The 13,389-nt window shown below is 72.5% G+C and carries 12 protein-coding genes; 9 read left to right on the top strand and 3 right to left on the bottom strand.

What is annotated here, in order from left to right; all coding sequences use genetic code 11:
• The 3 genes from ACQSSQ_RS12425 to coaA form a co-directional block, all read right to left on the bottom strand.
• The gene (locus tag ACQSSQ_RS12425; protein WP_431327392.1) at positions 1-891 is read right to left on the bottom strand and encodes a bile acid:sodium symporter family protein; all 891 of its coding nucleotides are present in this window, start codon (positions 889-891) and stop codon (positions 1-3) included.
• A 77-nt stretch (positions 892-968) separates the two neighbouring features.
• Positions 969-3,113, bottom strand: coding sequence for a hypothetical protein (locus ACQSSQ_RS12420; protein ID WP_431327391.1), 2,145 nt, complete (start codon positions 3,111-3,113; stop codon positions 969-971).
• A gap of 154 nt (positions 3,114-3,267) precedes the next feature.
• Positions 3,268-4,236: a type I pantothenate kinase gene (gene coaA, locus ACQSSQ_RS12415; protein ID WP_431327997.1), complete on the bottom strand. Its 969-nt coding sequence runs from the start codon at positions 4,234-4,236 to the stop codon at positions 3,268-3,270.
• 43 nt (positions 4,237-4,279) lie between these two features.
• Here coaA and glmS point away from each other — a divergent pair, with 43 nt between their 5' ends.
• From glmS to ACQSSQ_RS12370, 9 genes are all read left to right on the top strand, one after another.
• Positions 4,280-6,127, top strand: coding sequence for a glutamine--fructose-6-phosphate transaminase (isomerizing) (glmS, locus tag ACQSSQ_RS12410; RefSeq protein WP_431327390.1), 1,848 nt, complete (start codon positions 4,280-4,282; stop codon positions 6,125-6,127).
• Between the two features lie 43 nt (positions 6,128-6,170).
• Positions 6,171-7,643, top strand: coding sequence for an NAD(P)H-hydrate dehydratase (locus tag ACQSSQ_RS12405; RefSeq protein ID WP_431327389.1), 1,473 nt, complete (start codon positions 6,171-6,173; stop codon positions 7,641-7,643).
• Positions 7,640-8,800: an alanine racemase gene (alr, locus tag ACQSSQ_RS12400; RefSeq protein WP_431327388.1), complete on the top strand. Its 1,161-nt coding sequence runs from the start codon at positions 7,640-7,642 to the stop codon at positions 8,798-8,800. Before ACQSSQ_RS12405 ends, alr begins: the two co-directional genes overlap by 4 nt.
• A 54-nt stretch (positions 8,801-8,854) precedes the next feature.
• Positions 8,855-9,895, top strand: a complete 1,041-nt coding sequence (locus tag ACQSSQ_RS12395) for an alpha/beta fold hydrolase (protein ID WP_431327387.1) — start codon at positions 8,855-8,857, stop codon at positions 9,893-9,895.
• A complete protein-coding gene (gene tsaE, locus ACQSSQ_RS12390) occupies positions 9,892-10,944 on the top strand; it encodes a tRNA (adenosine(37)-N6)-threonylcarbamoyltransferase complex ATPase subunit type 1 TsaE (RefSeq protein ID WP_431327386.1) in 1,053 nt (350 codons plus the stop codon). Before ACQSSQ_RS12395 ends, tsaE begins: the two co-directional genes overlap by 4 nt.
• Positions 10,945-10,975: 31 nt before the next feature.
• A complete protein-coding gene (gene tsaB / locus ACQSSQ_RS12385) occupies positions 10,976-11,632 on the top strand; it encodes a tRNA (adenosine(37)-N6)-threonylcarbamoyltransferase complex dimerization subunit type 1 TsaB (protein WP_431327385.1) in 657 nt (218 codons plus the stop codon).
• On the top strand, positions 11,629-12,078 hold the full coding sequence (gene rimI / locus ACQSSQ_RS12380; protein ID WP_431327384.1) for a ribosomal protein S18-alanine N-acetyltransferase: 450 nt from the start codon (positions 11,629-11,631) through the stop codon (positions 12,076-12,078). The genes tsaB and rimI overlap by 4 nt, the downstream gene beginning before the upstream one ends.
• Positions 12,078-12,461, top strand: coding sequence for a Rid family hydrolase (locus ACQSSQ_RS12375; protein WP_431327383.1), 384 nt, complete (start codon positions 12,078-12,080; stop codon positions 12,459-12,461). Before rimI ends, ACQSSQ_RS12375 begins: the two co-directional genes overlap by 1 nt.
• A 73-nt stretch (positions 12,462-12,534) precedes the next feature.
• Positions 12,535-13,296: a lysophospholipid acyltransferase family protein gene (locus ACQSSQ_RS12370; protein ID WP_431327382.1), complete on the top strand. Its 762-nt coding sequence runs from the start codon at positions 12,535-12,537 to the stop codon at positions 13,294-13,296.
• Positions 13,297-13,389: the final 93 nt, after the last annotated feature.

Below are 13,389 nucleotides of genomic sequence, written 5' to 3'. Positions count from 1 at the left end.
TCAGACGCCGGCGGCGACGCGGTCGTCGTGGTCGTCACGGCGAACGAGGTAGCGCGTGAGGACGACACCCCATGCCGCCGCGACGAAGAACATGACCAGGCCGTACACCGCGCCCGGGACGGAGATCTCGACCTCGTCGAGCACCTCGACCGCGACGTAGATGGCGAGGGTCGCGTTGTGCACGCCGATCTCGAACGACGACGCGACCGCCTGGCGCTCGGTGACGCCGGCCCACCGCGGGACCAGGAAGCCGACCGCGAGGCTCAGGAGGCAGAACAGCGTCGCGACCGCGCCGACCTTCGCGGCGTACTCGGCGACGTTCTCGCGCTGGTCGACGAGGATGCCGAGGACGAGCACGGCGAGGATGACCGCCGAGGCGATGCGGACCGGCTTGTCCATCCTCGCCGCGAAGGCCGGGCGCGCCGCGCGGACGGCCATGCCGAGCGCCACGGGCAGGAGGACGATCGCGAACACCTCGACAACCTTGGTGAACTGCAGGGACACCGAGCTGTCGGCCTCGAAGTACGCGATGGCGAGGTTGGTGATGAGGGGGAGCGAGACGATCGCGATGATCGAGTTGATCGCGGTCAGCGTCACGTTGAGGGCGACGTCGCCGCGGAAGAGGTGGCTGTAGAGGTTGGCGCTGGTGCCGCCCGGCGACGCCGCGAGCAGCATCATGCCGACCGCCAGCAGCGGCGGGAGGTCGAAGAGCAGGACCAGGCCGAAGCAGAGCGCGGGGAGCAGCAGGAGCTGGCAGCCGAGAGCCACCAGCACGGCTCGAGGGTGTCGTCCGACCCGTCGGAAGTCGTCGACGGTCAGCGAGAGGCCGAGACCGAACATGATGATGCCGAGGGCGATCGGCAGCCCGACCGTGCTGAGCGCGGAGTCCATGGCGCACACCCTAGGGGTGAGGCACCTCACAGCGCGAGAGGGCGGGCCCCGTCACGGGCCCGCCCTCCCCGCGAGCGTTATCCCTTCTTGCCGTTGCCCGTGTTCGTCACGGTCAGGGTGTAGTCGGCGTCGAGGAACGTGAGGTCACCGGTCGGGAGGTTCGACACGATCGTCGCGAAGTCCCGGTTCGGGCCGTTGGCGCACTTCGTGCTGAAGCCGCCCGCGGTGATCTCGTCGCCGTTCAGGCGGTACACGTAGTTGCCGGCACCGTCGGTGAGCTCGCCGGCCGAGGTCGTGCCCGGCGTGAGGTCGCAGCTCGACACCAGCTGAAGCGTCCAGTCGTTGTCCTGGATGCCCGTGGTCTCGAACCAGCCGTCGGCGTCCGACGACAGCGTCGCGTCCGCGCCGTTGACGCGGACGTCGTCGACGAACCAGCCGGTGTCGAGGTACGCGGCGTCGGTCGAGTAGCGCATCCGGACGTCGGTCGTGCCCGCCGGCAGCTGCGCGCTCAGGTGGACGTAGACCGGGTCGTCGACGAAGTACTCGCCGCCGGAGGTTCCCGTCAGCCCGTTGCCCTCGGCGTTGCCGCCGTGCGGGTCGGTGTTCGTCGTGACCACCGTGCCGCTGTCGTCGACGAGCGGGACGGTCTGCCACGTGCCGTCGACCAGGGCCTCGACGAAGCCGTAGTCCCAGCCCTCCTCGATGAAGTACCAGCTCCAGAAGTCCAGCGACGTGACGGCGCCGGAGGTGTCGACGTCCAGGATCTTGTCGCTCTGGCTCTCGTACCCGGCGTACCAGTGGGTCGTCCCGGTGTGCGGCGCGACCTGCGTCTGGTCGTCGCCGTCGAGCGAGACCGACACGTTCGGGCCCGGGTTGCGGAACCGCTCGACCTGCATGCCGAACGGCACCGCCGTCGGGGACTGGCCGTTGGTCCGGTTGCGCCACTTCGGCGCCGGCTGCGCGCCCTGGTTGCTGCCCCGGCCCTCCCAGTAGAGCTCGTCGGCGATGTCGATCGTCCACGAGGTGAACGTCGGGTCCCCGAAGTCGACGGCCTTGATGTCCCACCGCTCGGACGACTCGTCGTCGAGGTACACCGCGACGGACCAGTCCTGGAACAGCTCCCGCGCGCTGCGCAGGTCCGGGCCGGAGGTCTGGGCGTTGAACTGGTCGATCGCCGCCTGGACACCCTCCATGCCGTCGGCCTGGTTCTCGAAGACGAGCTTGATCAGCAGGTCGCCGCCGGCGCCGTCGTAGGTGAGGTCGGGCTCGTACGTCCCGTCGCCGTTGCCGCCCGCCTGCTCCCAGAGGTACTGGAAGTACGTGTAGGCCGCGCCGTAGTTCTCCAGGCCTCCCGCCCAGCGGGTCAGGGAGGTGTCGGCGTAGAAGACCTGCTGGTACGTGAGGTGGGAGCCGCCCACGTCGTAGCCGTTGAGGAAGACCGCGAAGTCCGCCAGGCCCTCGTCGACCCACGACAGCTCGCCGGGGTCGCTGTAGTTGTGGAGGAGGTGCTCGAGCTCGTGCGCCACGACGCCCTCGTAGAGCTCCGGCTGGTCGTTCTCCGGGTCGTCGTCACGCCACTCGGCGTCGTTCGGCCCGAGGCGGTTCGCCCAGTCGAAGGCGTCGATCACGATGACGTTCATGCCGGCCGACTCGATGAAGTCGGGAGCGAAGTAGCCGGCGGTGTAGGTGGTCTCCGCGCAGTCGTAGTAGTTCTCGTCCTGCACGTTGTAGACCATCATCACCAGCGAGTCGCTCGCCGGGTCGGACGGGTCCGCGGCGTCCATCGGCCCGTAGTGCTCCTCGTCGACCGCGACGATCTGGCTCGACAGCTCGTCGCCCAGGGCGTCGATCTGGGCCTGCGTCAGCGTGAAGTCCGCCGCGTCGGCCTCGGAGCAGGGGGTGAAGTCGTCGCCCGGGGTCGGGTCCCACGCGGGATCCAGGCTGGCCACACCGCCCGGGGCGGAGCCGTCGAGCGGCGTGCCCTCCGGGACGTAGATGTAGACGGGGGTGCCGTCGGGGGTCGTGCCGGCGTAGGCGCGGGTGAAGTCCTGGTCGTACGTGCCGCCGGCGGCGCTGTCGTTGATCGGGACGGTGATGGTCGGGTCACCCGGGGAGCCCACGGCCTGGGCGTGGGCGGGGGCCGAGGTGGCGCTGAGCGTCAGCGTGGCCAGCCCGACGGCGGCGGTCACACCGATCACACGGCGCAGGAGTGGTGTGCGCACGTTTCCTCCTTCTGGGACGGACTCCCTCCGCAGGGAGTCCACGGACCAGAGTCGGGGACGTGCTACCCGCTGCGCAACGGATGAAACGTGATCGAGACCGGAGAGCACACGAGTCTTTCCCTCGCGTGCCGGTCCCAGAAGGAGGACGTCCGGCTCAGAGCTTGCGCAGCCGGACCCACCGGACCGAGTGGTCGGCGTCCTTGCGCAGCACCAGGGTGGCGCGGCCGCGCGTCGGCTCGATGTTCTCCTTGAGGTTCGGCCCGTTGATCGAGTCCCACAGCAGCGCCGCCTGCGCGCTCGCCTGCTCGGTGTCCAGCGCGCCGTAGCGGACGAAGTACGAGTCGGGGTCGCGGAACGCGGTCTCGCGCAGCCGCAGGAACCGCTCGACGTACCAGCGCCGGATGTCCTTGCGGGCGGCGTCGACGTACACCGAGAAGTCGAAGAAGTCGCTGATCGCCAGCCCCGGGCGGCCGTCGCCGCGGGTCCGCGCCGGCTGGAGCACGTTCAGGCCCTCGATGAGGACGACGTCCGGCCGGTTGAGGGTGACGACCTGGTCGGTGATGTCGTACTCGAGGTGGGAGTAGACCGGGGCCTCGACCTTCTCGCGCCCGGACTTCACGGCCATCACGAAGCGCAGCAGCGCCTTGCGGTCGTACGACTCCGGGAAGCCTTTGCGCTCGAGCAGCCCCCGCCGCTCCAGCTCGGCGTTGGGGAGCAGGAAGCCGTCGGTCGTCACCAGCGAGACGTTGCTGTGGGCGGGGTTCTTGGCGAGCAGCTCGCGCAGCAGGCGCGCGGTGGTCGACTTGCCGACGGCAACCGACCCGGCGATGCCGATGACGTACGGGGTCCGCTGCGGCTGGGGGCGTCGCAGGAAGGCCTCCGTCGAGCGGTAGAGCTCGCCGGCGTAGCGGATCCGCATGCTGATCAGCTGCGCCAGCGGCACGTAGACCTGGCGCACCTCCTCCAGGTCGAGCTCGTCCCCGAGACCGCGGACCTTGTCGATCTCGGCCTGGGACAAGGGCTGGGGCGCATCACCGGCGAGATCGGCCCAGGCGCTGCGCTCGAGCTCGACGTACGGCGAGGTGTCGCCGGAACCCGGCTGCGTGACCGACATGGACCCCATTGTTGCTGTCAGGCTCTCGGGCGCGGTCGGTACCCTGGTGCTCATGTGTGGAATCGTCGGATACGTCGGTGAACGCTCCGCCCTGGACGTGGTCCTGGGTGGCCTGCGCCGTCTGGAGTACCGGGGCTACGACTCGACGGGGGTCGCCCTCGTGGACGGGGGTGCGATCGCCTCCGCGAAGAAGGTCGGCAAGCTGGCCAACCTGGACAAGGAGCTCGCCGAGCGCCCCTTGCCAGACTCGAGCACCGGCATCGGTCACACCCGTTGGGCCACCCACGGCCCGCCGAACGACAGCAACGCCCACCCGCACGTCTCCCACGAGCGCCGGGTCGCGGTCGTCCACAACGGCATCATCGAGAACTTCGCCGAGCTGCGGGCCGAGCTCGAGGCCGACGGCTACGAGTTCGCCTCCGAGACGGACACCGAGACGGTGACGCACCTCGTCGACCGCGAGCTCCGCGACCACGACGTCGACCTGACCGAGGCCGTCCGCCGCGTCTGCCTGCGGCTCGAGGGCGCCTTCACCCTCGTGGTCGCCGACGGCACCGACCGCGACCGCGTCGTCGGCGCCCGTCGCAACTCCCCGCTCGTCGCCGGGCGCGGAGACGGCGAGAACTTCCTCGCCTCCGACGTGTCCGCCTTCATCGAGTACACCCGGGACGCCGTCGAGCTGGGCCAGGACCAGGTCGTCACCATCACCCGGGACGGCATCGACGTCATCGACTTCCACGGCGACCCGTCGCCGGTCACCGAGTACCACGTCGACTGGGACGCGTCCGCCGCCGAGAAGGGCGGCTACGACTGGTTCATGCTCAAGGAGATCGACGAGCAGCCCAAGGCCGTCGCCGACACCCTCCTCGGCCGGCACGACTCGCAGGGGCGGCTGGTCCTCGACGAGATGCGCCTGTCCGACGACGAGCTGCGCGGTATCGACAAGATCGTGATCATCGGCTGCGGCACCGCGTCGTACGCGGGCATGGTCGCGAAGTACGCGATCGAGCACTGGACCCGCATCCCGTGCGAGGTCGAGCTCGCCTCGGAGTTCCGCTACCGCGACCCGATCGTCGGCCGCTCGACGCTGGTCGTCGCGATCAGCCAGTCCGGCGAGACCGCCGACACCCTCCAGGCCATCCGGCACGCCCGCGTGCAGGGCTCCAAGGTCCTCGCGATCTGCAACACCAACGGCTCGACCATCCCGCGGGAGTCCGACGCCGTCATCTACACCCACGCCGGGCCGGAGATCGCGGTCGCCTCCACCAAGGGCTTCCTCACGCAGCTGGCGGCCTGCTACGTCCTCGGCCTCTACCTCGCGCAGGTCCGCGGGACGAAGTTCGGCGACGAGATCGCCTCGACGGTCGACGAGCTCCAGAAGCTGCCCGCCGGCATCGAGGCGGTGCTCGGGCAGGCCGACGCGGTCCGGGGCCTGGCGCGCGAGCTGTCCGGCCACCGCACCTTCCTCTTCCTGGGGCGCCACGTCGGCTACCCCGTCGCGCTCGAGGGTGCGCTCAAGCTCAAGGAGCTGGCCTACCTGCACGCCGAGGGCTTCGCGGCCGGCGAGCTCAAGCACGGTCCGATCGCCGTGATCGAGCCCGGGCTGCCGGTGTTCGTCGTGGTGCCGCCGAAGGGTCGCGACCAGCTCCACGAGAAGGTCGTGAGCAACATCCAGGAGATCCGGGCCCGCGGCGCCCGCACGGTCGTGCTGGTCGAGGAGGGCGACACCTCCGTCGATCCGTACGCGGACGTCGTCATCCGGCTCCCGAAGGCTCCGACGCTGCTGCAGCCCGTCCTCGCGGTCGTGCCGCTGCAGGTCTTCGCCGCCGAGCTCGCCTCGGTGCTCGGCCACGACGTCGACCAGCCGCGCAACCTCGCGAAGTCCGTCACGGTCGAGTGATCGCCGGGGCCGGCGCCGACGCGTCCGCGGGAGAGGGCTGACAATGCTGCACGCACACACCGTCGCCGACGTCCGCGCTGCCGAGGCGGCGCTGATGGCGCAGGTCCCCCCGGGCTCGCTGATGCGGTGGGCCGCGGCCGGGCTCGCGGCGTACGTCCGCGAGGTCGCGCCCGGGTCGACCCCCGTCGTCTTCCTCGTCGGCACCGGCGACAACGGCGGGGACGCCCTGTACGCCGCCGCGGAGCTGGCCCGCGAGCGCTTCGTCGGCGTCGCGATCGCCGACACGGCCCGGGTCCACGTGGCAGGGGCCCAGGCGGCCCAGGCCGCGGGCTGCCGGCTGGTCGACTCGCCGCGGGGCTTCGCCGTCGTCGTGGACGGCGTGGTCGGGATCGGCGGTGCCCCCGGGCTGCGTCCGCCGGCCGACGGCTGGCGGGCCACGATCGAGGCCGAGCAGCCGTTCGTGATCGCGGTCGACGTCCCCAGCGGCGTCGACGTCGACGGAGCGACGGTCCCGGAGTCGTTCCTCCCCGCCGACGCGACCTGCACCTTCGGGACGTACAAGAACGCGCTCCTCGTCGACCCCGCCGCCCGGTGGGCGGTCCGGGGTGCGCTGCCGCGGCTGGTCGACATCGGTCTTGCCCCGTACCTCCCTGCTCCGTCGGTGGAGGCGCTCGAGGCGGCCGACAACCGCCTCCTGCTGTCGGTCCTCGCGCCGACCCTCGACCAGCGCGGCGAGGCTCCGACGCAGAAGTACGCCCGTGGGGTGGTCGGCGTGGCCGCCGGGTCCGTGACGTACGCCGGTGCCGCTCAGCTCTGCGTCCGCGGCGCTCAGGCCGGGGTGGCGGGGATGGTGCGGTTCGTCGGAGAGCGCGAGCTCGCCGCCCGGGTCGTCGACCGGTGCCCTGAGGTGGTCGCCCACACCGACCCGGCCGAGCGCGGTCGCGTCCAGGCCTGGGTGGTCGGCTCCGGCGGGGGTGACGACGCGGCCGCTCGGCTCGCGATGGCCCTCGAGGACGAGGTGCCCGTCGTCGTCGACGCAGACGCGCTCCAGCACGTCCCGGAGCGCTTCACGGTCCCGGCGCTCCTCACCCCGCACGCGGGCGAGCTGGCGCGGATGCTCGACGTCGACCGGAGCGCCGTCGAGGCCGACCCGCTCGGCCACGCGACCCGGGCCGCCGAGCGCTGGGACGCGGCCGTGCTCCTCAAGGGCGCCCGGACGCTCGTGGCGTACCCCGGCGCGCCGACCCGGGTGAACCTCAGCGGCACCCCCTGGCTCGCCACCGCCGGCGCGGGCGACGTGCTGGCCGGCCTCGCTGGCTCGTTCCTCGCCTCGGGCGCGGAGCCGCGTGACGCCGGCTCGCTGGCCGCCTTCGTCCACGGCGCGGCAGCGGTCGCGGCCTCGGGCGGGGGACCGGTGACCGCCGCGAAGGTCGCTGACGCGGTCCCGGGCGTGATCACCGCCTGGCGCAACGGCGTGCTCGACGAGTCGCAGGTGCGCGACTGGAGGGACCGGTGACGCCGCCCGCGACGCCGCCCTCGGCCGGTCCCGCGGAGGCGCTGGTCGACCTCGACGCGTACCGCGCGAACCTCGCCGTGCTGCGCGAGGCGGCGCCGACCGCGCTCCAGATGGCGGTGGTCAAGGCCGACGCGTACGGGCACGGGTCCGTCGAGGTCGCGGCCTCGGCCCGTGACGCCGGCGCGGAGTGGCTCGGCGTCGCCACGGTCGAGGAGGCGCGGACGCTGCGGCGTGGTGGCGACACCGGCCCCGTCCTCGCCTGGCTCTCGCCGGCCGGGGCGGACCTCGCGCCGGCGATCGACGCCGACGTGGACGTCGCAGCCGGGTCCGTGGCGCAGCTGGACGCCGTGCTGGGCTCGGGGGCGGCGAAGCGTCCCCGCGTCCACCTCAAGGTCGACACCGGCATGGCACGTGGCGGTGTCCGCGGAGCCGAGCTCACCGCGCTCTTCGAGGCCGCGCGCGACGCCCAGCGCGCCGGGCGCCTCGAGGTCGTCGGCGTGTTCTCCCACCTCGCGTGCGCCGACGAGCCGGCGAGCCCCGTCAACGCAGCGCAGGAGCACGCGTTCGCCGACGCCGTCACCGAGCTGGCGGCGCTCGGCGTCGAGCCCGAGCTGCGTCACCTCGCCAACTCGGCCGCGACGCTGACCCGCCCGAGCGTCCACCACGACCTCGTCCGCGTCGGCATCGCGTCGTACGGCCTGAGCCCCGGGCCCCTGCTGGGGACGCCGGCCGACCTCGGCCTGACGCCGGTGATGACGCTGCGGACCGCGCTCGCGCTGGTGCGCCGCGTGCCGCCCGGCACGGGCGTCTCGTACGGGCACACCTACGTCACCAAGCGGGAGACGACCCTCGGGCTGATCCCGGTCGGCTACGGCGACGGCCTCCTGCGCGCGGCGTCGAACACCGCGTCGGCGTGGGTCAACGGGCAGACGGTGGCGATCGCCGGTCGGGTCTGCATGGACCAGGTCGTCCTCGACCTCGGCGACACCCCGGCACGACGCGGCGACGAGGTGGTCCTGTTCGGTCCTGGCGACCGGGGCGAGCCTCTCGCGGAGGACTGGGCGCAGGCGGCCGGCACGATCGGCTACGAGGTCGTCACTAGGCTGGGTGGCAGGATCGTCCGGCGGTACGCCGCGGGGTCGCGACCGGCACAGTGAGGTGCCGGGCGGTCGCGCGGGCACGGGCCGGCGAACGCGCAGAAGGAGCAACGCATGGACTGGCGCAGGCTGGGGACGTACGCCGCGGTGACCGCGGGTGCCCTCGCCGCGGCCGGAGCCACGGCCGCGGCCGCCCGTGTCGCGACGGACCGCCGACGCTCGCGCCGTAGGGCGCGGCGCGGTGACGCGATGGAGTTCGGGACCCTCCACGTCCCCGGTGTGACGGTGCTGGCGACCGACGGCGCACCGCTGCACGTCGAGGTGGAGGAGCCCGACGACGCCGACGCGTACGCCCGTCCCACCATCGTCTTCTGCCACGGCTGGGTCCTCGACCTCGACTGCTGGCACTACCAGCGCGCCGCGCTCCGCGGGCGTGCACGGATGGTGCTGTGGGACCAGCGCGAGCACGGGACCTCCGGCGACAGCACCCCCGAGAGGTGCACGCTCGACCAGCTCGGTGACGACCTCAAGTCGGTGATCGACGCGGTCGCCCCCGAAGGCCCGCTCATCCTCGTCGGGCACTCGATGGGCGCCATGACCGTCATGTCGTTCGCCGCGCAGTACGGCGACCTGGTCCGCGAGCGCGTCGACGGCGTGGTCCTGATGGGCACCAGCGCCGGCGACCTCATCCGGCCCCGTGACCCGGTGGCGCTCCTGCAGCCCTGGCTCCCGCGCTTCGGTCCGCTCGTCGGGGCGGCGCGGCGGCTCGACTCCTACCCCGTCACCCGGGCGTTCGCGGTCGGGCCCGACTCGCCGGCCAAGTACGCGGACATGACCGACGAGATGATCGCCCGGGCCCGCACGCGCGCGCTCTGGGACTTCTCTGCGAACTTCGTCGACCTCGACCTGTACGCCGCCCTGCCTGTGCTGCCCGGTCGGCGCACCCTCGTCATGGGCGGCACGAAGGACCGGCTCACCCCGTTCCGCCACTCGCGCCGGCTGGCCGAGCTGATCGAGGGTTCCGAGCTGGTGGCGTACGAGGGCGCGGGGCACATGATGATGCTCGAGCGCCACGAGGAGGTCACTTCCGCGATCGACGACCTGTGGAGCTCGGCGGAGACCGCCGCGGACCGGCGCGAGGAGGTCGGCGCATGAACGGCTCGACGCTCCCGAACTTCCACGCGCTCAACGTCTTCGACGCACCGCCCGAGCGTGCGGCCGACGTGCTCGCGGTGATCCGTCGCTCGTTCGGCGCCCGGCCCGCCCTCGACCCGCCGTCGACGGCGATGTCGGAGAGCGTGGAGTCGATCCGCGAGGCCCTGGACGAGGGTGGCGGCCTGCTCGTCGAGCGCCGGGGCAAGCCGATCGGGGCGATGCTCTACGACGTGTCGCGTCCGGGGCTGCTCGGGTTCCGCCGCGTGTCGGTCGACCCGGACCACCAGGATCGCGGCGTCGCCTCGGCGATGGTCGGCGTCGCGGAGGACACCGCCGAGGAGCGCGGCCTGGACGGCGTGTGGCTCGACGTCCGCGAGGAGCTGCCCGAGAACGTCACCTTCTGGACGCGCCGGCGCTACTTCCCCGTGCGGCAGCAGGGGACGACGATCGAGTTCGGCAAGACGCTGTGGCTCGCCCGCGAGCTGCCCACGGCCGAGGACGCCCAGGCCTTCGGGGCACGGCTGGCCTCGCTGCTGCGTGCCGGCGACGTGGTCGTGATGTCCGGCGGGCTGGGTGCGGGCAAGACGACGCTCACGCAGGGGATCGGCGAGGGCCTCGGCGTACGCGGTCCGGTCACGTCGCCGACCTTCGTGCTCGCGCGGACGCACCCGAACCTGGTCGGAGGGCCCCTGCTGGTGCACGTCGACGCCTACCGGCTCGGCGGCGCGCTCGAGCTCGACGACCTCGACCTCGACACCGCGACCGAGGAGTCCGTCACGGTCGTCGAGTGGGGCGAGGGCATCGCCGAGGACCTGAGCGACTCGTGGCTCGAGGTGCGGCTCGAGCGACGGGCGGCGACGGTCCTCGACCCTCTGGGTGCCGAGGCGCCTACCCGCGAGGACATCGACGACCACGACGTACGCCTGGTCACCGTCAAGCCGCACGGCGCGCGGTGGGCGCGCGTACCGCTGCGTTCCACCTTGCTCGAGCCCGACGCTCTCGTGCACTCGTTCCAGGCCCGGGGCCTCGACGAGCCGAGGGCCCTGTGAGCCTCCGCACTCCTGGCGTAACCTTGCCCCGATGCTGATCCTCGCCCTCGACACCGCCGCTCCGGCGAGCTCGGTCGCGCTCCACGACGGGGCGACCGTGCTCGCGTCCGAGTCGCGCCCGGGAGCGATGAGCCACGGTGAGCAGCTCGCGCCGGCGATCGCCGCCGTGCTCGAGCGCGCCGGAGCCGGTCTGCGCGAGGTCACCGACGTCGCCGTCGGGGTCGGACCGGGTCCGTTCACCGGCCTGCGGGTCGGGGTGGTGACCGCGCGGACGCTGGCCGTCTCCGTGGGCGCGCGCCTGCACGGCGTGTGCTCGCTCGACGTCGTCGCCGCCGAGGCCGTCGCCGGGGGAGCGGTCGACGAGGCCTTCGTGGTCGCGACCGACGCGCGGCGCAAGGAGGTCTACTGGGCGGAGTTCACGCCGCGCGGCGAGCGGGTCGGCGATGCCGACGTGATGCGTCCCGCCGACCTCGCGGCGCGGCTGCCCGCCAGCATGCCGGTCCTCGGACGTGGCGCCGACCTGTACGCCGACGTCCTCCACCGCGTCGACGGGCCGACCGATCCCGACGCCGGTGTGCTCGCCAGCATGATCGCGGCGGGGACCGCCGTCGAGGTCGGCACCGAGCCGCTCTACCTGCGGCGACCGGACGCGACACCGGCCGCCGAGCGGAAGCGCGCGTCGGCGTGATCCGCCCGGGGTCGCCGGGGGACGTGGACGCGCTGGCCTCGCTGGAGGACGCCGCGTTCGGGGCCGACGCGTGGTCGCCCACGCAGGTCGCCGGCGAGCTCGACGGACCGACGCGGCACGTGGTCGTGGCCGAGGACGACGGTGTGGTCGTCGGCTACGCGAGCCTGATGGTCGTGGGGGACACCGCTGACGTGGCACGCATCGCGGTCGTGCCGCAGCAGCGCAGAACGGGGGTAGGGCGCCGGCTTCTGTCGGCGCTGCTGGGGGAGTCCGAGCGCCGAGGGGCGGAGCGGGTGCTGCTCGAGGTGGCATCCGACAACGTCGCGGCGATCGGGCTGTACGAGGCTGGAGGCTTCGCCGCGATCGCGACGAGGCCGCACTACTACCGGTCGGGCGCCGACGCCGTCGTGATGGAACGTCGCGTGGCGCCTCGAAGGGATGGCTGATGTACCGGGTCGCGTCGGGAACACCCTGGGAGGAGCGGTACGGCTACGTACGCGCCGTCTCGTACGGGCCGCACGTGGCGATCGCCGGGACGACGGCGACCGTGAACGGCACCGTGATCGGGGTGAACGACCCGTACGTCCAGACGATGGTGGCGTTCGGGATCGCGATGGACGCCCTGCGCCGGTGCGGCCTCGACGCCGAGCACGTGGTGCGGACCCGCATGTACGTCGTCGACATCACCGACGCCGACGAGGTGGGACGTGCGCACCGTGAGCTCTTCGGCGCGACGCCGCCCGCGGCCACCATGCTCGAGGTCAACCGGCTCATGCATCCCGACCACCTGGTCGAGGTGGAGATCGACGCCTACGCCGAGCGTCGCTGACGTCCACCTGCGGGTGGACGGTCGTTCACCGGCTGGCGGAACCTACGTGACCGTAGGTCGGTAGGGTTGCCGGATGCGCGACCTCACGTACCCGCCGATCATCGCGACGGCCAAGACCCTGTTCAAGCTGCGCGGCTGGACGTTCCAGATGACCGGCATCGAGAACATCCCGCTCGAGGGCGGTGCCGTCCTGGCCTCCAACCACATCGGGTTCGCCGACTTCGTGCTCGACGGCTTCCCGGCGGAGCGTCGCAAGCGCCTCGTGAGGTTCATGGCGAAGAAGGAGGCCTTCGACCACCCGGTCGGCGGGCCGGTCCTCCGCTCGATGCACCACATCCCGGTCGACCGCGCGGCGGGTGCGGAGTCGCTGGAGGCCGCGGTCGACTACTGCCGCCGCGGGGAGGTGGTCGGGATCTTCCCGGAGGCCACCATCAGCCGGTCCTTCGAGATCAAGGAGGTCAAGTCCGGCGCGGTGCGGATCGCCGCGCAGGCGGGCGTCCCGCTGATCCCGATGGTCCTCTTCGGCACCCAGCGCATCATGACCAAGGGCCACAAGCTGTCGCTGCCGCGGCGCCTCCCGATCGCGATCAACGTCGGTGAGCCGCTGCACCCGACCGGCGAGGACCCCGCGGCCGAGACCGAGGCACTGCACGACGCGATGAAGGCACTCCTCGACCAGGCGATCGCCGCGTACCCGGATCCGCTCGAGGGCCAGTGGTGGGCTCCGGCGCGCTTCGGCGGCACCGCGCCCACCCTCGAGGAGGCCGCGCGCCTCGACGTCGAGGAGCGGGCCGCCCGTGCCGCACGCAAGGCCGCGAAGGCGCAGAAGGGCTGACACCGGCGCACTCCGCAGCACCGCCGGCGGGGACGGAGCGCCGGTTTCGTGCACTGGGCGACGCGGATACCCGGCGCTTCGTGCACGGAAGCG

It is taken from the genome of Mumia spirodelae (assembly GCF_050632745.1).
In the GTDB taxonomy this organism is placed as follows: domain Bacteria; phylum Actinomycetota; class Actinomycetes; order Propionibacteriales; family Nocardioidaceae; genus Mumia.
The sequence above is the reverse complement of the archived record's forward strand: the minus strand, read 5'-3'. Positions and strand labels throughout refer to the sequence as shown.

What these genes read in the sequence shown, in the direction of transcription:
- tsaB (WP_431327385.1), top strand. Translation starts at nt 10,976, where the DNA reads ATGCTGATCCTCGCCCTCGACACCGCCGCTCCGGCGAGCTCGGTCGCG.
- ACQSSQ_RS12425 (WP_431327392.1), bottom strand. Translation starts at nt 891, where the DNA reads ATGGACTCCGCGCTCAGCACGGTCGGGCTGCCGATCGCCCTCGGCATC.
- ACQSSQ_RS12375 (WP_431327383.1), top strand. Translation starts at nt 12,078, where the DNA reads ATGTACCGGGTCGCGTCGGGAACACCCTGGGAGGAGCGGTACGGCTAC.
- coaA (WP_431327997.1), bottom strand. Translation starts at nt 4,236, where the DNA reads ATGGGGTCCATGTCGGTCACGCAGCCGGGTTCCGGCGACACCTCGCCG.
- tsaE (WP_431327386.1), top strand. Translation starts at nt 9,892, where the DNA reads ATGAACGGCTCGACGCTCCCGAACTTCCACGCGCTCAACGTCTTCGAC.
- ACQSSQ_RS12370 (WP_431327382.1), top strand. Translation starts at nt 12,535, where the DNA reads ATGCGCGACCTCACGTACCCGCCGATCATCGCGACGGCCAAGACCCTG.
- ACQSSQ_RS12395 (WP_431327387.1), top strand. Translation starts at nt 8,855, where the DNA reads ATGGACTGGCGCAGGCTGGGGACGTACGCCGCGGTGACCGCGGGTGCC.
- ACQSSQ_RS12405 (WP_431327389.1), top strand. Translation starts at nt 6,171, where the DNA reads ATGCTGCACGCACACACCGTCGCCGACGTCCGCGCTGCCGAGGCGGCG.
- glmS (WP_431327390.1), top strand. Translation starts at nt 4,280, where the DNA reads ATGTGTGGAATCGTCGGATACGTCGGTGAACGCTCCGCCCTGGACGTG.